Here is an 18,237-nt window from a genome sequence, read left to right as displayed (position 1 = left end):
GGACGAGTCCTTTTTCTCCCCTTGGTGGGCAATTAGTGCAGAACAAACGTCTGCAACAACACCGGCGTGACCAGCCCTTCCACCGTGGCCGCCACGATCAGCAGCACCACGACAAACCACCCGATGCTGAGCACTTCGCGCCAGACGAACTTGAAGCTCTGCCAGCGGGTCTTCTCGACCAGCGGCACGAGCAACACGCGACCGAGCTTGATCCCGAACGCGCTGGCGATGAAGATCGCCGGCATCTCAAAAATCCCATGCGGCAGGATGCCAAATGTGACCAGCCCCCAGAAGTGGCCCCCGGCTTGGGTTAACATCACCCCGATCATCATCCCGTTCATCACCAGCGTGATCATCGTCGGCACACAGGCGAGGATGCCGAGCACCAGCATCGTCACCGTGGCGCGCAGGTTGTTGGTGAAGATCACTCCGGAGGTGTACGCACCGCCTTTGTTTTGCGCTTTTTCAGCGATGTCGCGCAGTTGCTCCAGCGACGGTTTCACCAGTGCAAAGATCTGTTCGGTAAACAACGCCCCGAGCACCCAACCCAGTGCAAACAGACCCAAGGCGAGCCAGAGGTAGTTTTTATTCTGACGCAATACGGTAAAGCACCGCACTGGCACTCACGCTCCTTTTCCCATTCCTCTCTACTTTCGCATAAACGGACGAGCTTTGCCATAGAGTATAAGCGCGAGATTCTACATACAGGAGGTGCATCACGCTTGCACAAAAAGCGCACTCTCAAACAAGCCGGCGTGTTGTTGATGACGGCTGCCTTGTTCGCCGGGGTCGTTTTCAGTCAGTCTGATACGAAGGGTACGCTGCTTCCTGCAACGGCAGAACCAGCGACCGCCACCAAGCAACCCGCCCCCCAAGGCGCGATCTACAAAGTGAACACGGAGAAAAAAATCGTCGCCCTCACCTTCGACATCTCCTGGGGAGAGAAAGCGCCGGGCCCGATCCTCGACATCCTCGAACAAAAAGGCGTCAAAAAGTCGACTTTCTTCCTCTCCGGCCCGTGGACGACCACCCACCCGGAGATCGCCAAACGGATCAAGTCGTTGGGCTACGAGATCGGCAACCACGGGAACAAACACGATGACTTCCCGAAGTATCCGAACGAGTGGATTCAAGAACAAGTGACCAAGTCGGAACAGTCGATTTTTGACGCGACCGGTGTGAAAACCAACCTGATCCGCACCCCAAATGGGGCGTTCGACAAGCGCGTGATCGCCAAACTCAACGCGATGGGCTATACCGTTGTGCAATGGACCACCGACTCACGCGACTGGATGCGCCCGGGCGCTGACAAGATCGTCGAGCGCGTCGTGACCAAAGCTGTGCCCGGCGACATCATCCTGATGCACGCCTCCGACTCCGCGCTGCAGACGATCGACGCCCTGCCGCGCATCATCGACGGGCTCAAAGCCAAGGGCTACGAGTTCCTCACCGTCAGCGAACTGCTCGCCAACGCCAACGTGACCAGCAAAGCTGAATAGCAGAATAGCAGACAACAAAACCCTCACCGCGCTGGTGAGGGTTGTTGTTTCGTCAAGAGACGCGTGTACATGAACAGGATGTAGACGTTGCACGCCAGCAGGATGATCCCGACTTGGGTCATCTGGGTGATCGCGCCCGATTTCAGCGCGACGAACCATTCTAGCGAGGTGAACACGTACAGATAAAAGACGGACGGGATGAACGAACGCATCCCGGAGAGCCGACCCTTGAAGTACGCTCCAACCAGTGCGGCCGCGAGTGGCCACAGCGCATAGCCGATGAACGGCAACAGCGAGCCTTCCCCACCAGCGACAGAGAGCCAGCGGAAGTAGATCAGGTCATAGACGACGAGCGCGATCAAGAGCACTTGAATCCAAACCCAGATCCGAAACGAGATGAAGCTGCGCATCGTGAAGTTCAAGGTCAGATACGCCCAAAAGCCCATCAGCGTAGTTGCCGACAGAAATCCGCCGAGCAAGGTTCCAAACACAGGACTCACATCGAACAGTCCGGTCGCCGTCGTGATCCCACCGAGGATCAAACCGACCAGAGCCGTGGAAAAGAACAGGGTGAAAAACTTGCGAAGGTTCATTGACAGCCTCCTGCTTGTAAAAAACTGCTCTTATCATATCACAAACGCACAATTGGCGATATGTACCGGGGTATACGTTCGCACAACTGACACACACTACTGTCATACCAATCCTAGCAGCAGGGGGTGACGTCCAATGAAACGCCCTTGGAAGATCGGAACGATGATCGCGTTGGCGATGACCGTCGCCATCAGCGGTTGCGGTTCCAAAGGTGGCAGTTCCGGAAGCGGCGGCAGTGCCAGTACCGCCTCGCAGTCGAGCGATACGCGTGCTCAATATAACGAAACGAAGCAGATGGTCCTCGACATACTTCATACGAAGGAAGGCCTCGATACATTAAAAGACATTGTGCGTGACCCGCAATTCAAGAACAGTTTGGCGATCAACGAAGCTGATGTGTCGGTCGCGATGCAAAAAGCGCTGACCGACTCCAGTAGTCATTATACGCTCATGGAACAGATGAAGAGTCCGAAGTTTGCTACTGCGATTGCGAAGACCTTTCAGAAAGACAATGAGAAGATCTTGAAATCGCTGATGAACGACCCGGAGTATCAGGAGATGATGCTGACCTTGCTGAAGTCGCCCGACTTCACACGGACGCTGTACGACCTGATGAAGACACCGGAGTATCGCAAGCAGACGATGGACATCATGACGCAGTCCTTGCAGAACCCGGAATTCCGTCTGATGTACATGGAACTGGTGAAGGAAGCGATCCGCCAAGGCACCGAATCGCGCACCCCGAACCAGCAGAAAGCGACAGGTCAAGCGCAAACCTCCTCTACTGGCGAGAAAAAAGAGGGCGGCGGAGAAGAAAAAGGCAAGGAAGAGAAAAAAGAAGGCGAAGGCGAGAAAAAGGAAGGCGAGAAGAAAGAGGGCGACAAGAAAGAGGGCGAGAAAAAAGAAGGCGAGGAAAGCGGCGAAAAGTCAGAGAGCGGCGGCTCCAGCAGTGAAGAAGGCGGCAGTGGCTCAGGTAGCAGTGGCGGAGGCAAGAAATAACGTGCCGAGAGACCCTGTCGAGTGCAACAAACTCTTGGCTTCCGGCAAGACCCTGTGGAGTTGCGCAGGGTCTTTTTTGATTTTGTTGTCTTGTTCGTGGTAACAAAATGTGACCCACAAAAATGGGTCACTTTTTTCAAAGTGTCCAGCTTGTGGGTCACCGTACAGGCAACTAGCTTCTCGTCTTACTTACCTGTGGTCGCGCCAATCTCCAGTTGACGACCGACAGTCTTGGCGAGGTGTGCATACGCAAGGCCCTGCGGTGTTTCCGGGGCGTAGATACCGTCGCCGGACTCCTGCGCGACACCGAGCGGGATCTGCGACAGGAGCTCAGTTTTCAGCTCCAGTGCGAGTCGCTCGCCGCCACCCTTGCCAAAGATATAGTGCTTCTCCCCTTTGTGCTCAAAGAACGACATGTTCTCGACCACACCCAGGATCTGATGCTGCGTCTGCAACGCCATCGTCCCGACACGCGCCGCCACTTCTGTTGCGTTCTGTTGCGGCGTGGTCACGATCAATTCCTTGGACTTCGGCAGCAACTGGTGGATGTCCAGCGCCATGTCCCCCGTCCCCGGCGGCATGTCGAGCAACAGCACATCGATGTCGCCCCAATGCACTTCGGCAAAGAAGTTGCGGAGCATTTTGCCAAGCATCGGCCCACGCCAGATCACCGGACGGTTGTCCGGCACGAAGAAGTGCATCGAGATGATCTTCACACCATGTGCCACCACCGGCAGCAACAAGTTGTCGATCACCGTCGGCTTTTTGTCCCCGATCCCAAAAATCCCCGGAATCGAGAACCCATAGATATCCGCGTCGATGATGCCCACACGATAGCCTTGCCGCGCCAACGCGACCGCTAGATTGGCCGTGACGGTCGATTTGCCAACGCCCCCCTTGCCCGAGGCCACCGCCACGAATTGCGTCTGGGTATCCGGTGCCAGCAGCGCCGGGGTGACCGCTTGGTCCTCTGGGACACCGCCACGGAGCACCGAACGGAACTTCGAACGCTCCTCGTCGGTCATCGTACCCAGCTTCAAGTCGAAGCTCTTCAGGCCCGCTACCGTGCCCAATGCTTCCCGCACATCCGAATCGATCTTGTTGCGCAGCGGACAACCGCTGATCGTCAAAACAACCTCAACGTTCGCGTGGTCGCCTGTGATCTCGACGTTGCGGACCATGCCCAGCTCAACAATGCTTTTATGTACCTCGGGATCCTGTACCGGACGCAATGCGTCCAAGATCGCCTCTCTCGTCACCATGAACCAACACCTCCTACAAAATAAACATTCCTAGTATACCACTACTACCGCTGTTTGACATGCGCGTAATAGCTGACGATGCCCTTGTAGACGCTGAGCGCCAACAGATCCTGATGACCGCTGTCCTGCAAAAGCGCGGCTTCCTTGGGATTGGAGATGAAACCAAGCTCCACCAACGCACCAGGCTTCATCGCCCGCTTCAGCACGTAGATGTCGTCCCGGCGGGTCACTTCCCGCGACAGGCCCAACGTCTCCTGAAACGCAGTCTGGATCTCCGTCGCCAGCCATTTGCTTTCCTCATACTCCCCATTATACAAAGTCTGCGTGCCCGTGACCGTAGGGTCCGTTACGGCGTTGCAATGCAAGGAGATCAGCAACCCAGCATCCCCTTCGCGGACGATCCGAGCGCGCTCCTTTAAGTCTTGGCTTTTTCGACGGCTATAACCCTTGAGTTGTTCCTGAGCCAAGTCCCGGTCATCGTCACGGATCATCACCACATGTGCGCCCGCCTGTGTCAGCAGATCTTGGAGCTTCGTTGCCACCGCCAACGTGACCCCCTTCTCCAAGGCCCCGTCCGGCCCGACCGCCCCAGGATCGACCCCGCCGTGCCCGGCATCGAGGGCGATCACCTCACCTTTGAGCGGCAAGGCCCACGAGAACATCGGCTGTGTCAGAAACTGCCCGAGACCGCTATACAACCCGATCACACCGATCAGGAAAAACACTACCGTCAGAGCAAAACGTCCCATCCGCATATGTGGTCACCTCCTTGACCATCCTATGCGTCCAGGTATAAAAAAAGAAGGACAACCACGAATGGTTGTCCTTCTTGATGTTTTCCAAAATTAACGCTTGGAGAACTGCGGAGCGCGACGAGCAGCTTTAAGACCGTATTTTTTACGTTCTTTCATGCGCGGGTCACGGGTCAGGAAGCCAGCTTTTTTCAGAGCGCCACGGAGTTCCGGGTCAACTTTGAGAAGAGCGCGAGCGATACCATGACGGATCGCACCAGCTTGGCCGGACATGCCGCCGCCTTTTACGTTGCAGACAACATCGTACTTGCCGAGGGTTTCGGTCAATACGAGCGGTTGCTTGACGATGAGCTTCAAGGTCTCAAGACCGAAGAAGTTGTCCATCGTGCGCTTGTTGATGATTACATTGCCATCGCCCGGTACGAGACGTACGCGAGAAACGGAGTGCTTACGACGGCCGGTACCCCAAAATTGAACTTGTGCCATTGTAGTGGAACCTCCTCTTACTTCGTTTCCCAAACGGTCGGGTTTTGTGCAGCGTGCGAATGCTCGGTGCCAGCGTATACGCGCAGTTTGGTCAACTGCTTGCGGCCGAGGGAGTTATGCGGAAGCATACCCTTGACAGCGTTGTAGAGAACGCGTTCCGGCTTGGTTGCGAGCATGGTCGCAGCGGTGGTTTGTTTCAGACCGCCCGGATACAGGGAGTGGGTGTAGTAGATTTTGTTTTGCAGTTTCTTGCCGGTGAAGACAACTTTCTCTGCGTTGACGAGGATGACGAAGTCACCGTTGTCTACGCCCGGAGTGAAGTCCGGCTTGTGCTTACCACGCAGGATGCTTGCTACTTCAGATGCCAGACGACCAACAGTTTTGCCTGCTGCGTCGATGATATACCATTTGCGTTCTACAGTGCTCGGTTTCGCCATGTAGGTAGTACGCATGGGGATTTCCCTCCTAAATGTTGCTGTTGTATTTAATAGCCGGGGCTAGTGGGAGTAGCAAGGGCTGTAAAATACCATTCATAATTCTACCTGAGAAACCCCGAATAGTCAAGGTATCTCAACCCTTTTTACGTATAAAATACTTTCCACATCGTTAAGCCCTTGGCTGGTGCGGTCAAACCTGCGTGCGTGCGGTCACACGCCGCGAGGATGCCTGGGATTTCGTCGGGGGACAGTTTCCCGCGGCCGACATCGAGGAGTGTGCCCGCGATGATGCGCACCATGTTGTAGAGGAATCCCTCTCCTCGACAAACGATGGTGAGCAGCGTGCCCTCCTCGATCAGTTCTACCGCGTACAGATGACGGACTTTGTTAGTCACCGGCGTATTGGCCGCACAAAAACTCGTAAAATCGTGTCGACCTACGAGTTGCCTTGCCGCTTCCCTCATCGGTTCGATGCACAACGGGTACGGAACATGATGGCAAAACTTGCGCAGGAACACATCGGTATAAGGGCTTCGGTCGATTCGGTAGCGATACTCCTTGCCCGTCGCATGAAAACGAGCATGCCAGTCGTCTGGCACGAGCTCTGCGTCCTGGATCACCAGGTCGTCTGGGAGCTTCGTGTTCAACACGATCGGCCATTTCTCGATTGGGACCCGCGACGAGGTCGAGAAGTTCACCACCTGCCCTCTGGCGTGCACACCAGCGTCGGTGCGCCCCGAACCGATGATGGAAACGGAGTGGCCCACGATGCCTTCCAGCGTACTCTGCAAGAGGCCTTGCACAGTACGCAGGTTGGGCTGGGTCTGAAACCCGTGGAATTCCGTGCCGTCATACGAGAGGATCAACTTGACGTTTCGCATCTCCATCTGTTCCCTCCACAAAGGGACGAGCGGATACACAAAACGAGGCTTGCTGGTGCCAGCAAACCTCGTACGCATTCTCGCATCGTCTCACATTGAAGATTATTCAACGAGTTCGAGGAACACCATCGGAGCACCGTCACCACGGCGCGGGCCGACTTTCAGAATGCGAGTGTAGCCACCCGGACGCTCAGCAAAGCGCGGAGCGATCTCGGAGAACAGTTTTTGAACAGCGTCTTGGTTGGTTTCTTCATTCGCGATTTCCGGGCGAACGAAGGACGCAACTTGACGGCGAGCGTGCAGGTCGCCACGCTTAGCCAGAGTGATGAGTTTTTCCGCAACACCGCGCAGTTCTTTTGCTTTTGCTTCGGTGGTTTGGATACGCTCGTAGATGAACAGGTCGGTTACCATGCTGCGGAACAATGCCTTACGGTTACCGGAACGGCGGTTCAGCTTTCTGTATGCCACGTTGTTTCCCTCCTTCTTTAATCTTCTTGTCGGAGCGAGAGGCCGAGGTCATGCAGTTTTTCTTGCACTTCCTCGAGCGACTTGCGTCCGAGGTTACGGACTTTCATCATCTCTTCTTCTGTCTTGGAGCACAGCTCTTGTACCGTGTTGATACCAGCGCGCTTCAAGCAGTTGTAGGAACGTACAGAAAGCTCCAGCTCCTCGATGGTCATCTCGAGGACTTTTTCTTTCTTGTCGTCTTCCTTCTCGATCATGATTTCCGTATCACGAACTTTGTCGGTCAGGCCCACAAACAACATCAGGTGTTCAGTCAGAATTTTTGCACCCAGGCTGACTGCTTCGTCAGGACGGATGCTAGAGTCTGTCCAGACCTCGAGAGTTAGCTTGTCATAGTTGGTTACCTGTCCGACGCGGGTATTCTCTACGGTGTAGTTCACGCGTTCGATCGGCGTGTAGATGGAGTCGATCGGAATGACACCGATCTCCATGTCTTCTTTCTTGTTACGGTCTGCCGGGACATAACCACGTCCACGGTTCGCCGCAATCTCCATGAAGAGGCGCGCGCCATCGGCCAAAGTCGCGATGTGGAGATCCGGATTGAGCACGTCAACATCGGAATCCACACGGATATCGGCTGCCGTCACAACGCCAGGACCCTCAGCGTCGATCGTCAGCGTTTTTTCCTCGTCGGAATGGATCTTCAGCGAAAGCCGTTTGAGATTGAGGATGATCTCTGTGGTGTCTTCAACAACGCCCGGTACCGTGGAGAACTCATGGAGAACTCCTTCGATTTTAACGGAGGTTGCAGCCGCCCCTGGGAGGGACGACAGCAAAATACGCCGTAGCGAGTTCCCGAGGGTGGTCCCGTAACCCCGCTCCAGCGGTTCCACCACGAATTTCCCGTACGAACCGTTTTCGTTGATTTCGACAGTCTCAATTCTCGGCTTTTCAATTTCAATCATGCACGTAACCCTCCTTCACGACAACTCGAACAATCTGGTGTGAGACCAAGGCTTTGAGGGTGAAGATCTGCCGAGTCACTCAAATCTTAGCGGGAGTAAAGTTCGACGATCATTTGTTCTACAACAGGAACGTCGATCTCGTCACGTGCCGGAACGCGAGCGATGCGGCCAGACTTGGTGTTCAGGTCTCTCTCGAGCCAGGTCACAGTTGCTTTGGATTCAGCAACTTCCACGAGTTCCTTCACGCGCGGGGACTCGAGGGACTTCTCGGTGAAAGCAACCACGTCGCCAACATTGGTCAGGAAGGACGGAATGTCAACGCGACGGCCGTTCACATTGAAGTGACCGTGTTTAACGAGCTGACGAGCTTCCGGACGGGAAGCAGCGAAGCCCAGACGGTACACGACGTTGTCAAGACGGCTTTCGAGGATCTGAAGCAGCGTTTCACCCGTAATACCTTTGCGACGGGCAGCGTCTTCATAATACCCACGGAATTGTTTTTCCAAAACGCCATAGACGCGGCGAGCTTTTTGTTTCTCGCGCAGCTGGGTGCCGTATTCGGAAACTTTCTTGCGGGCCGATGCTTGGCCATGTTGACCCGGTGCATACGCACGGCGGTCGATGGCACATTTATCGGTGTAGCAGCGCTCGCCTTTCAGGTAGAGTTTCACACCTTCACGGCGGCACAGACGGCATACAGAACCGGTGTATCTTGCCATTCTAGTCTTGACACCTCCTGTTAGGATTATACTTTCAAACCTAAAGTTTCCGTTCGATTAGGTGGGCGAAGCGCCCGCGCAATTACACGCGGCGGCGCTTCGGCGGACGGCAACCGTTATGCGGGATCGGGGTTACGTCCTTAATCATGGAGACTTCGAGACCAGCAGCTTGCAAAGAACGGATCGCAGCTTCACGACCTGCACCCGGACCCTTTACGAAGACTTCGAGGCTCTTCATGCCATGTTCCATCGCAGCTTTTGCAGCCGTTTCAGCAGCCAACTGTGCAGCGAACGGGGTGCTCTTACGGGAACCTTTGAAGCCGGAGCCGCCAGCGGTTGCCCAAGAGATCGCGTTGCCTTGAACGTCGGTGATGGTGACGATGGTGTTGTTGAAGGTCGACTTGATGTGAGCAACGCCCACTTCAATGTTCTTGCGGTCGCGGCGCTTCGTACGAGTTGCAACTTTACCGCGTGCTTTCACTTTTGCCATGTGCTATTTCCCCCCCTTATTATTTCTTCTTACCAGCTACAGTGCGGCGCGGACCCTTACGAGTACGAGCATTGGTCTTGGTGCGTTGGCCACGAACCGGAAGACCACGGCGATGACGGATACCACGGTAGGAACCGATCTCGATCAGACGCTTGATGTTCAGCGCGATCTCACGGCGGAGGTCACCTTCAACCTTAACGGTTTTGTCGATGTACTCACGCAGTTTGTTTACTTGCTCTTCGGACAGATCCTTGACGCGAACGTCTTTGTCGACGCCGGTTGCTTCGAGGATTTGGTTGGAAGTCTTACGACCAATACCGAAGATGTAGGTCAAAGAGATCTCGACGCGCTTGTCGCGCGGTAAGTCGATACCTGCAATACGTGCCATGTTCAGTTACACCTCCCGAGTGTTTGGATCATGATTTATTGAAACAACCAGCGATTCGCGCAGTTGTCGATTAACCTTGTTTTTGCTTGTGTTTCGGGTTTTCGCAGATAACCATGACGGCACCTTTGCGACGAATGATCTTGCATTTCTCGCAAATGGGCTTAACAGAAGGCCGTACCTTCATCGCGATTTCCTCCTATCCGTAAGTCCTTATTTGTAGCGGTAGGTGATCCGTCCGCGCGTCAGGTCGTACGGAGACAACTCAACGGTTACACGGTCCCCCGGTAGAATGCGGATGTAGTGCATCCGGATTTTGCCAGATACGTGTGCGAGAACTTTATGGCCATTCTCGAGCTCTACACGGAACATTGCGTTCGGAAGGGGTTCGATTACTTTCCCTTCCACTTCGATGACATCATCTTTCGCCACCTGGTTCACTCCCTTTCGGACTTCATCTGAGTCGACTATCCCATTCTTATGCCTTGGTGAGAATCTCTGGACCATCTTCCGTCACAGCTACGGTGTGTTCGAAGTGTGCTGCGAGAGAGCCGTCTGCCGTGACAACCGTCCAATCGTCTTGGAGGGTTCGGGTTTTATAGCTGCCGATGTTTACCATCGGTTCGATCGCCAGCGTCATGCCCGCATTCAGTCGAGGTCCACGCCCAGCAGGACCATAGTTTGGGATCGACGGGTCTTCATGCATCTTTTTCCCGATGCCGTGCCCTACGTATTCCCGCACGACTGAAAAGCCGTGGGACTCTACGCACGACTGGACAGCGTGGCCGATATCGGAGAGTCGGTTGCCGTCTCGCGCTTGTTCAATCCCTTGGTAGAGAGATTGTTCCGTTACATCGAGCAGTTTCCGAGCGTTCTCGCTAATCGTACCAACGCCCCAGGTCCAAGCAGAGTCACCGTGGTACCCGTGGATGTTCGCACCGATGTCGATGGAGATGATGTCCCCTTCTTCTAACGAGCGGTTCCCCGGGATGCCATGGACTAACTCTTCATTGACAGACGCACAGATGGAAGCCGGATACCCGTGGTATCCCTTGAAGGAAGGAAGCGCACCTTGTTTGCGGATGAAATCATCTGCAATCTGGTCAAGCTCCTTCGTGGTAATCCCCGGTCGAACTGCTTGTTGCAACTCCTTGTGAGTCAACGCCACGATCCTTCCGGCATCGCGCATCAGATCCAACTCTACCTTGGACTTACTGACGATCATTCAACACCTCGTAAGATGGAAGAGATTCGGTTGTAGACCGTATCGATGGATTGTTCGCCATCGATCGTCTGCAGCAGGCCTTTGGCGTCATAGAACGCCAAGATCGGCTCCGACTGCTTGATGTTTACATCCAATCGCGTCGCTACCACATCTTCGGTATCGTCCGAACGCTGGAACAGTTCACCGCCACACTTGTCGCATTGACCTTCCGTTGCCGGAGGGTTGAACACAACATGATAGGTAGCCCCACAGGACTTGCAGATCCGACGACCTGTCAATCTCGCCAGCAAGTTTTCACGCTTCACGTGCATGTTGATGACGACGTCGATCTTGCGACCGAGATCATTCAGCATTGCATTCAGTGCTTCCGCTTGATCCAAGGTGCGCGGGAAGCCATCGAGCAAGAAACCTTTTACGGCATCCGACTTTTGCAGGCGTTCACGCACGATCCCGATGGTCACTTCATCAGGGACCAAAAGGCCCTGATCAATGAACGACTTGGCTTCAAGTCCAAGAGGAGTAGATTCTGCAATAGCCGCCCGGAACATGTCTCCGGTCGAGATATGCGGGATGCCGAACTCGGCGACGATGCGCTCTGCTTGCGTCCCTTTACCTGCACCGGGAAGACCCATAAAGATGATTTGCATTACTTCATCCCTCCATGGATTCTGTCCATTATCTGTTCCGGATAAAACCTTTGTAATGACGTTGCAGGAGCTGACTCTCGACTTGCTTCATCGTTTCCAGTGCAACCCCGACGACAATCAGGAGACCCGTGCCGCCGAAATACATATTCAATCCGGATACATTCATGAAAATAACCGGCAACGCCGCGATCGCAGCGAGGAAGATCGCCCCTGCGAGCGTGATGCGGTTCATGACCCGAGTGATAAACATCTCGGTCGGCTTACCAGGCCGGATGCCCGGAATAAAGCCACCGTTCTTCTTCATTCCATCTGCCAGTTGTACAGGGTTGATCTGTATAAACGTGTAGAAGTACGTGAAGAAGATGATGAGCAGCACTTCGAATGATACGTACAAAGGATGGCCCGCAGCCAGGTTCGCTTGGATCCAGTCGGTCACCGTGCTTTTCGGCAGGAACTGCGCGAGCGTCATCGGGAACGTCAGGAGCGAGGAAGCGAAGATGACCGGGATAACCCCAGATGCATTCACTTTAAGCGGGATGTGCGTCGATTGACCACCGACTTGTTTCCGTCCAACCACGCGCTTGGCGTACTGGACAGGAACGCGGCGAACACCTTGGTAGATGAAGACAATCGCAGCGATGAGCAGTACAATGCCGACGATCAGCAGGCCGAGCTTTACGAACGCCATACCGAGCGGTCCTTCATTGGAGAACCAACCCGCGTAGATCTGACGTGCGCCACGCTCAACGCCCGCGATGATGCCGGCGAAGATAATGATCGAAATCCCGTTGCCGATCCCTTTGTCGGTGATTTGCTCACCGAGCCACATCAAGAAAGCCGTACCCGCCGTCAGCGTGATCGTGATCAGCGCGTACGAAGTCCAGCTGGTATCGACCAGAAGACCTGATACGGTCCGGCTGAACGTTACCGTGAGACCGAAAGCTTGAATCAACCCGAGAATGACAGTGCCGTACCGGGTGATCTGCGCCAGCCTCTTACGGCCAGCCTCCCCCTCTTTTTGCCACTCCTCAAACTTGGGGATGACCCCCATCGCGAGAAGTTGCACGATGATCGATGCCGTGATGTAAGGGGTGATACTCATCGCAAAGATAGAGTAGTTCTGAAGGGCCCCTCCAGAGAAAGTGTTCAACATCCCGAACAGCGGGTTGGTGGCACTCGCATCTGCTAGCACCTTCGCATTGACGTTCGGGACCGGGATATAGCTCCCGATCCTGAAGACCAAGATCATCAGCAGAGTAAAAAGGATTCGGTTACGAAGATCCGAGACTTTCCAGATGTTCGAGATCGCCGTGAACATTAGATCACCTCAGCCTTACCGCCAGCTGCTTCGATCTTCTCGATAGCGGACTTGGAGAAGGATTTAGCTTGTACAGTAAGAGCTACGGTAAGATCGCCGTTGCCCAGAATCTTGACGCCATCTTTGAACGCCTTGATGATGTTTGCTTCTTTGAGCAGAGCCGGGGTAACAACAGTGCCCGCTTCAAACTTGTTCAGTCTGGAGACGTTCACTTCTACGAGTTCGGTCGCGAACACGCTGTTGTTAAAACCGCGCTTCGGCAGACGACGGAACAGCGGAGTCTGACCACCCTCAAAGCCGAGTCGTACGCCACCGCCAGAGCGAGCGTTTTGACCTTTGTGACCTTTACCAGAAGTTTTTCCGGTACCGGACGCGATACCACGGCCGAGACGCTTGCGCGGGTGCTTGGAACCCGGAGTCGGGCTGAGTTCGTGCAGTTTCATTCCGATGCACCTCCTCTATTGTAGAATACGTTCTTATGCTTCGAGTTCTTTGACTTCAACGAGGTGGGACACTTTGAAGACCATCCCGCGGATTTGCGGGGTAGCTTCGTGAACCACGGTTTGGTTAAGCTTGCGCAGTCCCAAGGTGCGAACGGTTACCTTTTGATCTTCCGGACGGCCGATCGGGGACTTCTTGAGGGTGATTTGCAATTTCGCCATTGTAATTTCCCCTCCTTAACCCAGGATCTCTTCCAAAGACTTGCCACGGAGTTTCGCAACGTCTTCCGGGCGCTTGAGGCGCTTGAGGCCGTTGATGGTTGCGTTAACCATGTTCATGGAGTTGGAAGAACCAAGGGATTTGGTGACGATATCCTTGACACCTGCGAGTTCGAGAACCGCACGTGCCGGACCGCCGGCGATAACACCAGTACCTTCTTTAGCCGGCTTGATCAGGACTTCGCCTGCGCCGAACTTACCAAGGATTTGGTGCGGTACAGTGGTGCCGACGAGCGGCACGAATACCAAGTTCTTCTTGGCATCGTCGATGCCTTTGCGGATAGCATCCGGCACTTCGCCAGCTTTGCCGAGGCCTGCGCCAACGTGGCCGTTGCCATCGCCGACGATGACAAGTGCACTGAAGCTGAAGCGACGACCGCCTTTTACGACTTTCGAAACGCGGTTGATCGCAACGACTTTTTCAGACAGTTCGAGTTGGTTCGGATCGATACGCACTGAGTTTTCCCTCCTTCTTGAAAGAATTAGAATTCAAGACCTGCTTCACGAGCTGCGTCAGCCAGGGCTTGGATACGACCGTGGTAGAGGTAACCGCCGCGGTCGAAGACAACTTCCTTCACGCCTTTTTCCAGAGCGCGCTTTGCAACGAGTTCGCCGACTTTTTTAGCAGCATCAACGTTGCCGCCGTGCTCGACGGAACCCTTGAGCTCCGGGTCAACGGTGGAAGCGGAAGCGAGGGTGATGCCCGTGACATCATCGATCAATTGAGCGTAGATGTGCTTGGTGGAACGGAATACGTTCAGGCGCGGACGTGCCATCGTACCTTCTACCTTGCGGCGTACGCGGAAGTGACGACGCTTACGAGCTTTATTCTTGTCACCTTTAGTGATCATCGAGTTTTCACTCCCTTCATGCTACCGATGCATGGTGTTTATTATTTCTTACCGGTCTTACCAACTTTGCGACGGACGACTTCGCCTTCGTACTTGATACCTTTACCTTTGTACGGTTCCGGTTCACGCAGGGAGCGAATCTTCGCAGCAACTTGACCGACTTGTTCTTTGTTGATCCCTTTGATGATAACCTTGGTTTGAGCCGGGACATCGAACTCGATGCCTGCTTCCGGTTCGATTTCTACCGGGTGGGAGAAACCAAGGGACAGGGTCAGTTTGTTGCCAGCCTTTGCAGCACGGTAACCGACGCCAACGAGTTCGAGGTTTTTCTCGAAACCTTTGGTTACGCCTTCGACCATGTTGTTCAGGACGGAACGGGTGGTGCCGTGCAGGGAACGGTGCAGCTTGTTATCCGTCGGACGTTCTACGGTGAGCTGGCCTTCTTCCTGCTTGAAAATCATGTCTTTATGAAACTCGCGAGTCAGGGTGCCTTTCGGACCTTTGACCGTGATCACGTTGTCGTTGTTGCTGTACTCAACGCCAGCCGGGATTTCGATTACTTTCTTACCGATACGAGACACAGTTACACCTCCATTCGTGAGAGCAGTTAATTACCAAACGTAGCAGAGTACTTCGCCGCCGACTTGTGCTTTGCGAGCAGCTTTGTCGGTCAGGATGCCTTGAGAAGTCGAGAGGATTGCGATCCCCAGGCCGCCCAGGACACGCGGGATTTCAGTCGATTTAGCGTACACACGCAAGCCCGGCTTCGAGATGCGTTTCAGGCCGGTGATTACACGTTCTTGGTTAGCACCGTACTTGAGGAATACGCGGATAACGCCTTGCTTGTTGTCCGGAATGAATTCAGCATCGCGGATGAAACCTTCAGCCTTGAGGATTTCAGCAACTGCTTTCTTCAGGTTGGAACCCGGGATCTCCACTTTCTCGTGGCCCACGGTGTTCGCGTTCCGGATACGGGTCAGCATATCTGCGATCGGGTCAGTCATCACCATTGTGGAAAAACCTCCTTCCCTTACATTCTATCGATTACCAGCTTGCCTTCTTAACGCCCGGCAACTGGCCTTTGTGTGCAAGTTCGCGGAAGCAGATCCGGCAGATGCCGAACTTCCGCAAAACCGAGTGCGGACGACCGCACACGCGGCAACGAGTGTATGCGCGAGTGCTGAACTTGGGCTCACGTTGTTGCTTAATAACCATAGCTTTACGTGCCAATGTCCATACCTCCTGTTCTTTGTTTGCGGAATTTAGGCTTGACGGAACGGAGCGCCCATCAGTTTCAGGAACTCACGTGCTTCTTCATCAGACTTTGCGGTGGTTACGAAGATAATGTCCATACCACGCACTTTATCAACCTTTTCGTACTCAACTTCCGGGAAGATCAGCTGTTCTTTGAGACCGAGGGTATAGTTGCCACGGCCATCGAACGCTTTCGGAGAGATACCGCGGAAGTCACGTACACGCGGAAGCGCGACGTTGAAGAGCTTGTCGAGGAAGTGGTACATACGGTCACCGCGGAGGGTGACTTTTGCGCCGATCGGCATGCCTTCACGGATTTTGAAGCCTGCAATAGACTTCTTCGCTTTGGTGACAACCGGTTTTTGACCGGAGATCAGTGCAAGGTCACCGACTGCAGTGTCGAGGACTTTCGCGTTAGCGACCGCTTCGCCAAGACCCATGTTGATAACGATCTTGTCGAGTTTCGGCACTTGCATCACGGACTTGTATTCGAACTTGGTCATGAGAGCCGGAACGACTTCATTTTTGTAGAACTCTTGCATACGAGCCACGAGGATTTTCCTCCTTTCTTGCGAGATTACTTATCGAGGGATTCGCCGGATTTTTTCGCGTAACGTACTTTCGTGCCGTCTGCGAGGATCTTTTTGCCGACGCGGGTCGGTGCGCCAGTCTTCGGATCGACCATCATGACGTTGGAAGCTTGAATCGGGGCTTCCTTTTCAATGATGCCGCCTTGCGGGTTGACCTGGTTCGGTTTCGTATGGCGCTTCACGATGTTAACGCCTTCGACCAGAACACGGTTCTCGGACGGGTAAGATTCAAGGATCGTACCTTTTTTACCTTTGTCCTTGCCCGTAATGATGACGACTTGGTCACCCTTTTTCACGTGCAATTTTGCCTTTGCCATTGAGCTGCTACACCTCCTCAGGTGTTTTCGTTACCGTACCGAATATTAGAGAACTTCCGGTGCGAGAGAGAGGATCTTCATGAAGTCCTTGTCACGCAGTTCACGAGCAACCGGACCAAAGATACGGGTACCGCGCGGGGACTTGTCTTCTTTGATGATAACGGCTGCGTTTTCGTCGAAACGGATGTACGTGCCATCTTTGCGACGAGCGCCAAACTTAGTGCGAACGATGACAGCTTTGACAACGTCACCCTTCTTGACAACGCCTCCGGGTGTTGCACTTTTCACCGAAGCAACGATAATGTCGCCGATGTTCGCGCTCTTGCGGTTCGAGCCGCCGAGTACGCGGAAGCACATGATTTCCTTCGCGCCAGAGTTGTCTGCTACGACCAGACGAGTTTGCGGTTGAATCACGTTTGGTACCTCCCTTCAGATTGAGCATGGGATCCGTACATGGATTAGAGGATTACAGCTTCCTCTACAACTTCGACCAGGCGCCAGCGCTTGTCTTTGGACAGCGGGCGGGTTTCCATGATCTTGACCACATCACCGATTTTCGCGGTGTTGTTCTCATCGTGAGCCTTGAATTTCTTGGTTACGATGACGAGCTTTCCGTACAACGGATGTTTCTTTTGTTCTTCGATAGCTACAACGATGGTTTTGTCCATCTTGTCCGAAACGACTTTGCCGGTACGAACTTTGCGGTAGTTACGATCGCTCATCTAATATCCTCCTTCCTAACACTGACAGTCAGAGATTTAACCGATGCCCAGTTCACGCTCGCGGAGGATCGTCTTCGCACGAGCGATGCCCTTGCGCACTTCACGAATGCGCATCGGATTGTCGAGTTGACCCGTTGCCAGCTGGAAGCGCAGGTTGAAAAGCTCATCCTTAAGATCGTTCACTTCCGTTTCAATCTCGACGGTGGACAAGTTACGGATGTCTTTAGCTTTCATCTGCCTCACCACCCACTTCTTCACGTTTTACAAACTTGCACTTGATCGGCAGTTTGTGCATTGCGAGACGCATAGCCTCACGAGCGACTTCTTCGGAGACGCCAGCCAGCTCGAACATTACACGGCCCGGCTTAACAACTGCAACCCACTTCTCCGGGGAACCTTTACCAGCACCCATACGGGTTTCAGCCGGTTTTGCGGTGACCGGTTTGGACGGGAAGATCTTGATCCAAACTTTACCGCCACGTTTGATGTAACGGGTCATAGCGATACGAGCTGCTTCGATCTGGCGGTTGGTAATCCAAGCCGGTTCGAGAGCTTGCAGGCCGAATTCGCCGAAAGTTACATGTTCGCCGCCTTTGGTGCGACCAGACAGGTTACCTCGGTGCTCTTTACGATGTTTTACGCGCTTTGGGAGCAACATGG

32 protein-coding genes are annotated in these 18,237 nt (G+C 54.1%); 2 read left to right on the top strand and 30 right to left on the bottom strand.

The genetic code is table 11. The features are described from left to right. Nucleotides 1–32 precede the first annotated feature (32 nt). Nucleotides 33–599: a stage II sporulation protein M gene (locus C7459_RS20060; RefSeq protein WP_170119576.1), complete on the bottom strand. Its 567-nt coding sequence runs from the start codon at nt 597–599 to the stop codon at nt 33–35. 165 nt (nt 600–764) lie between these two features. Between C7459_RS20060 and C7459_RS20055 the strand changes: the two genes are divergently transcribed. Then, the gene (locus C7459_RS20055) at nt 765–1,499 is read left to right on the top strand and encodes a polysaccharide deacetylase family protein (RefSeq protein ID WP_109691076.1); all 735 of its coding nucleotides are present in this window, start codon (nt 765–767) and stop codon (nt 1,497–1,499) included. A gap of 23 nt (nt 1,500–1,522) precedes the next feature. Here C7459_RS20055 and C7459_RS20050 read toward each other — a convergent pair whose 3' ends face one another. Then, nucleotides 1,523–2,092 (bottom strand): KinB-signaling pathway activation protein, encoded by a 570-nt coding sequence (locus C7459_RS20050; protein WP_109691061.1) that lies wholly within the window; start codon nt 2,090–2,092, stop codon nt 1,523–1,525. 136 nt (nt 2,093–2,228) lie between these two features. On the opposite strand from C7459_RS20050, the gene gerD reads away from it, so the two are divergent. Continuing rightward, entirely contained in the window at nt 2,229–3,092 is an 864-nt protein-coding gene (gene gerD / locus C7459_RS20045) for a spore germination lipoprotein GerD (protein ID WP_109691060.1), read from the top strand. 185 nt (nt 3,093–3,277) lie between these two features. Here the strand turns inward: gerD and C7459_RS20040 are convergent, their stop codons facing one another. The 28 genes from C7459_RS20040 to rplP all read right to left on the bottom strand — a co-directional run bounded on the left by C7459_RS20040 (nt 3,278) and on the right by rplP (nt 18,235). Beyond that, entirely contained in the window at nt 3,278–4,354 is a 1,077-nt protein-coding gene (locus tag C7459_RS20040) for an Mrp/NBP35 family ATP-binding protein (protein ID WP_109691059.1), read from the bottom strand. A gap of 44 nt (nt 4,355–4,398) precedes the next feature. Next, a complete protein-coding gene (locus C7459_RS20035) occupies nt 4,399–5,109 on the bottom strand; it encodes an N-acetylmuramoyl-L-alanine amidase family protein (RefSeq protein WP_109691058.1) in 711 nt (236 codons plus the stop codon). Between the two features lie 90 nt (nt 5,110–5,199). Then, the gene (gene rpsI / locus C7459_RS20030) at nt 5,200–5,592 is read right to left on the bottom strand and encodes a 30S ribosomal protein S9 (protein WP_109691057.1); all 393 of its coding nucleotides are present in this window, start codon (nt 5,590–5,592) and stop codon (nt 5,200–5,202) included. A 17-nt stretch (nt 5,593–5,609) separates the two neighbouring features. Next, nucleotides 5,610–6,044, bottom strand: coding sequence for a 50S ribosomal protein L13 (gene rplM, locus C7459_RS20025; protein ID WP_109691056.1), 435 nt, complete (start codon nt 6,042–6,044; stop codon nt 5,610–5,612). A 128-nt stretch (nt 6,045–6,172) separates the two neighbouring features. Further along, the gene (gene truA, locus C7459_RS20020) at nt 6,173–6,910 is read right to left on the bottom strand and encodes a tRNA pseudouridine(38-40) synthase TruA (protein ID WP_109691075.1); all 738 of its coding nucleotides are present in this window, start codon (nt 6,908–6,910) and stop codon (nt 6,173–6,175) included. Between the two features lie 102 nt (nt 6,911–7,012). Continuing rightward, nucleotides 7,013–7,378, bottom strand: coding sequence for a 50S ribosomal protein L17 (rplQ, locus tag C7459_RS20015; protein ID WP_109691055.1), 366 nt, complete (start codon nt 7,376–7,378; stop codon nt 7,013–7,015). 17 nt (nt 7,379–7,395) lie between these two features. Next, nucleotides 7,396–8,340: a DNA-directed RNA polymerase subunit alpha gene (locus tag C7459_RS20010; RefSeq protein WP_109691054.1), complete on the bottom strand. Its 945-nt coding sequence runs from the start codon at nt 8,338–8,340 to the stop codon at nt 7,396–7,398. 86 nt (nt 8,341–8,426) lie between these two features. Continuing rightward, a complete protein-coding gene (rpsD, locus tag C7459_RS20005; protein ID WP_109691053.1) occupies nt 8,427–9,059 on the bottom strand; it encodes a 30S ribosomal protein S4 in 633 nt (210 codons plus the stop codon). Nucleotides 9,060–9,141: 82 nt separating this feature from the next. Then, nucleotides 9,142–9,549, bottom strand: coding sequence for a 30S ribosomal protein S11 (rpsK, locus tag C7459_RS20000; protein WP_109691052.1), 408 nt, complete (start codon nt 9,547–9,549; stop codon nt 9,142–9,144). A gap of 19 nt (nt 9,550–9,568) precedes the next feature. Next, on the bottom strand, nt 9,569–9,937 hold the full coding sequence (gene rpsM, locus C7459_RS19995) for a 30S ribosomal protein S13 (RefSeq protein WP_109691051.1): 369 nt from the start codon (nt 9,935–9,937) through the stop codon (nt 9,569–9,571). A gap of 70 nt (nt 9,938–10,007) precedes the next feature. Continuing rightward, nucleotides 10,008–10,121, bottom strand: coding sequence for a 50S ribosomal protein L36 (gene rpmJ, locus C7459_RS19990; RefSeq protein ID WP_018131305.1), 114 nt, complete (start codon nt 10,119–10,121; stop codon nt 10,008–10,010). A 26-nt stretch (nt 10,122–10,147) separates the two neighbouring features. Next, on the bottom strand, nt 10,148–10,366 hold the full coding sequence (gene infA / locus C7459_RS19985) for a translation initiation factor IF-1 (protein WP_038092324.1): 219 nt from the start codon (nt 10,364–10,366) through the stop codon (nt 10,148–10,150). 46 nt (nt 10,367–10,412) lie between these two features. Continuing rightward, nucleotides 10,413–11,159 (bottom strand): type I methionyl aminopeptidase, encoded by a 747-nt coding sequence (gene map / locus C7459_RS19980; protein ID WP_109691050.1) that lies wholly within the window; start codon nt 11,157–11,159, stop codon nt 10,413–10,415. Next, nucleotides 11,156–11,806, bottom strand: a complete 651-nt coding sequence (locus C7459_RS19975; RefSeq protein ID WP_109691049.1) for an adenylate kinase — start codon at nt 11,804–11,806, stop codon at nt 11,156–11,158. Before C7459_RS19975 ends, map begins: the two co-directional genes overlap by 4 nt. 28 nt (nt 11,807–11,834) lie before the next feature. Then, a complete protein-coding gene (gene secY, locus C7459_RS19970; RefSeq protein WP_109691048.1) occupies nt 11,835–13,124 on the bottom strand; it encodes a preprotein translocase subunit SecY in 1,290 nt (429 codons plus the stop codon). Then, the gene (rplO, locus tag C7459_RS19965) at nt 13,124–13,567 is read right to left on the bottom strand and encodes a 50S ribosomal protein L15 (protein ID WP_109691047.1); all 444 of its coding nucleotides are present in this window, start codon (nt 13,565–13,567) and stop codon (nt 13,124–13,126) included. Before rplO ends, secY begins: the two co-directional genes overlap by 1 nt. Before the next feature lie 33 nt (nt 13,568–13,600). Then, the gene (gene rpmD / locus C7459_RS19960; protein ID WP_109691046.1) at nt 13,601–13,786 is read right to left on the bottom strand and encodes a 50S ribosomal protein L30; all 186 of its coding nucleotides are present in this window, start codon (nt 13,784–13,786) and stop codon (nt 13,601–13,603) included. 15 nt (nt 13,787–13,801) lie between these two features. Further along, nucleotides 13,802–14,299 carry a 30S ribosomal protein S5 gene (gene rpsE, locus C7459_RS19955; RefSeq protein WP_109691045.1) on the bottom strand — a complete coding sequence of 166 codons (498 nt, stop codon included), beginning with the start codon at nt 14,297–14,299 and terminating at the stop codon, nt 13,802–13,804. A gap of 26 nt (nt 14,300–14,325) precedes the next feature. After that, nucleotides 14,326–14,694 carry a 50S ribosomal protein L18 gene (gene rplR / locus C7459_RS19950; protein WP_109691044.1) on the bottom strand — a complete coding sequence of 123 codons (369 nt, stop codon included), beginning with the start codon at nt 14,692–14,694 and terminating at the stop codon, nt 14,326–14,328. Between the two features lie 41 nt (nt 14,695–14,735). After that, a complete protein-coding gene (rplF, locus tag C7459_RS19945) occupies nt 14,736–15,275 on the bottom strand; it encodes a 50S ribosomal protein L6 (protein ID WP_109691043.1) in 540 nt (179 codons plus the stop codon). Nucleotides 15,276–15,305: 30 nt separating this feature from the next. Next, the gene (rpsH, locus tag C7459_RS19940; RefSeq protein ID WP_109691042.1) at nt 15,306–15,704 is read right to left on the bottom strand and encodes a 30S ribosomal protein S8; all 399 of its coding nucleotides are present in this window, start codon (nt 15,702–15,704) and stop codon (nt 15,306–15,308) included. A gap of 34 nt (nt 15,705–15,738) precedes the next feature. Further along, nucleotides 15,739–15,924, bottom strand: coding sequence for a type Z 30S ribosomal protein S14 (locus C7459_RS19935; RefSeq protein ID WP_109691041.1), 186 nt, complete (start codon nt 15,922–15,924; stop codon nt 15,739–15,741). 32 nt (nt 15,925–15,956) lie between these two features. Then, nucleotides 15,957–16,490: a 50S ribosomal protein L5 gene (gene rplE, locus C7459_RS19930; RefSeq protein ID WP_109691040.1), complete on the bottom strand. Its 534-nt coding sequence runs from the start codon at nt 16,488–16,490 to the stop codon at nt 15,957–15,959. A 35-nt stretch (nt 16,491–16,525) separates the two neighbouring features. Next, on the bottom strand, nt 16,526–16,855 hold the full coding sequence (gene rplX / locus C7459_RS19925) for a 50S ribosomal protein L24 (RefSeq protein ID WP_109691039.1): 330 nt from the start codon (nt 16,853–16,855) through the stop codon (nt 16,526–16,528). Nucleotides 16,856–16,900: 45 nt separating this feature from the next. Continuing rightward, on the bottom strand, nt 16,901–17,269 hold the full coding sequence (gene rplN, locus C7459_RS19920; RefSeq protein ID WP_109691038.1) for a 50S ribosomal protein L14: 369 nt from the start codon (nt 17,267–17,269) through the stop codon (nt 16,901–16,903). 44 nt (nt 17,270–17,313) lie between these two features. Then, the gene (gene rpsQ / locus C7459_RS19915; protein ID WP_109691037.1) at nt 17,314–17,577 is read right to left on the bottom strand and encodes a 30S ribosomal protein S17; all 264 of its coding nucleotides are present in this window, start codon (nt 17,575–17,577) and stop codon (nt 17,314–17,316) included. Between the two features lie 36 nt (nt 17,578–17,613). Further along, nucleotides 17,614–17,811, bottom strand: a complete 198-nt coding sequence (gene rpmC, locus C7459_RS19910; RefSeq protein ID WP_109691036.1) for a 50S ribosomal protein L29 — start codon at nt 17,809–17,811, stop codon at nt 17,614–17,616. Then, a complete protein-coding gene (gene rplP, locus C7459_RS19905; RefSeq protein WP_109691035.1) occupies nt 17,801–18,235 on the bottom strand; it encodes a 50S ribosomal protein L16 in 435 nt (144 codons plus the stop codon). Before rplP ends, rpmC begins: the two co-directional genes overlap by 11 nt. Nucleotides 18,236–18,237 lie beyond the last annotated feature (2 nt).

The organism is Tumebacillus permanentifrigoris, assembly GCF_003148565.1.
GTDB classification, from domain to species: Bacteria; Bacillota; Bacilli; order Tumebacillales; family Tumebacillaceae; genus Tumebacillus; species Tumebacillus permanentifrigoris.
This window is presented reverse-complemented; position numbering and strand designations above follow the sequence as displayed.

Bases quoted from the DNA above. Each gene is read 5' to 3' on its own strand.
- C7459_RS20055 (WP_109691076.1), top strand. From the start codon at position 765: ATGACGGCTGCCTTGTTCGCCGGGGTCGTTTTCAGTCAGTCTGATACG.
- C7459_RS20050 (WP_109691061.1), bottom strand. From the start codon at position 2,092: ATGAACCTTCGCAAGTTTTTCACCCTGTTCTTTTCCACGGCTCTGGTC.
- gerD (WP_109691060.1), top strand. From the start codon at position 2,229: ATGAAACGCCCTTGGAAGATCGGAACGATGATCGCGTTGGCGATGACC.
- C7459_RS20040 (WP_109691059.1), bottom strand. From the start codon at position 4,354: ATGGTGACGAGAGAGGCGATCTTGGACGCATTGCGTCCGGTACAGGAT.
- C7459_RS20035 (WP_109691058.1), bottom strand. From the start codon at position 5,109: ATGCGGATGGGACGTTTTGCTCTGACGGTAGTGTTTTTCCTGATCGGT.
- rpsI (WP_109691057.1), bottom strand. From the start codon at position 5,592: ATGGCACAAGTTCAATTTTGGGGTACCGGCCGTCGTAAGCACTCCGTT.
- rplM (WP_109691056.1), bottom strand. From the start codon at position 6,044: ATGCGTACTACCTACATGGCGAAACCGAGCACTGTAGAACGCAAATGG.
- truA (WP_109691075.1), bottom strand. From the start codon at position 6,910: ATGCGAAACGTCAAGTTGATCCTCTCGTATGACGGCACGGAATTCCAC.
- C7459_RS20010 (WP_109691054.1), bottom strand. From the start codon at position 8,340: ATGATTGAAATTGAAAAGCCGAGAATTGAGACTGTCGAAATCAACGAA.
- rpsD (WP_109691053.1), bottom strand. From the start codon at position 9,059: ATGGCAAGATACACCGGTTCTGTATGCCGTCTGTGCCGCCGTGAAGGT.
- rpsK (WP_109691052.1), bottom strand. From the start codon at position 9,549: ATGGCAAAAGTGAAAGCACGCGGTAAAGTTGCAACTCGTACGAAGCGC.
- rpsM (WP_109691051.1), bottom strand. From the start codon at position 9,937: ATGGCACGTATTGCAGGTATCGACTTACCGCGCGACAAGCGCGTCGAG.
- rpmJ (WP_018131305.1), bottom strand. From the start codon at position 10,121: ATGAAGGTACGGCCTTCTGTTAAGCCCATTTGCGAGAAATGCAAGATC.
- map (WP_109691050.1), bottom strand. From the start codon at position 11,159: ATGATCGTCAGTAAGTCCAAGGTAGAGTTGGATCTGATGCGCGATGCC.
- C7459_RS19975 (WP_109691049.1), bottom strand. From the start codon at position 11,806: ATGCAAATCATCTTTATGGGTCTTCCCGGTGCAGGTAAAGGGACGCAA.
- secY (WP_109691048.1), bottom strand. From the start codon at position 13,124: ATGTTCACGGCGATCTCGAACATCTGGAAAGTCTCGGATCTTCGTAAC.
- rplO (WP_109691047.1), bottom strand. From the start codon at position 13,567: ATGAAACTGCACGAACTCAGCCCGACTCCGGGTTCCAAGCACCCGCGC.
- rpmD (WP_109691046.1), bottom strand. From the start codon at position 13,786: ATGGCGAAATTGCAAATCACCCTCAAGAAGTCCCCGATCGGCCGTCCG.
- rplR (WP_109691044.1), bottom strand. From the start codon at position 14,694: ATGATCACTAAAGGTGACAAGAATAAAGCTCGTAAGCGTCGTCACTTC.
- rpsH (WP_109691042.1), bottom strand. From the start codon at position 15,704: ATGGTGATGACTGACCCGATCGCAGATATGCTGACCCGTATCCGGAAC.
- rplE (WP_109691040.1), bottom strand. From the start codon at position 16,490: ATGCAAGAGTTCTACAAAAATGAAGTCGTTCCGGCTCTCATGACCAAG.
- rplX (WP_109691039.1), bottom strand. From the start codon at position 16,855: ATGGCAAAGGCAAAATTGCACGTGAAAAAGGGTGACCAAGTCGTCATC.
- rpsQ (WP_109691037.1), bottom strand. From the start codon at position 17,577: ATGAGCGATCGTAACTACCGCAAAGTTCGTACCGGCAAAGTCGTTTCG.
- rpmC (WP_109691036.1), bottom strand. From the start codon at position 17,811: ATGAAAGCTAAAGACATCCGTAACTTGTCCACCGTCGAGATTGAAACG.
- rplP (WP_109691035.1), bottom strand. From the start codon at position 18,235: ATGTTGCTCCCAAAGCGCGTAAAACATCGTAAAGAGCACCGAGGTAAC.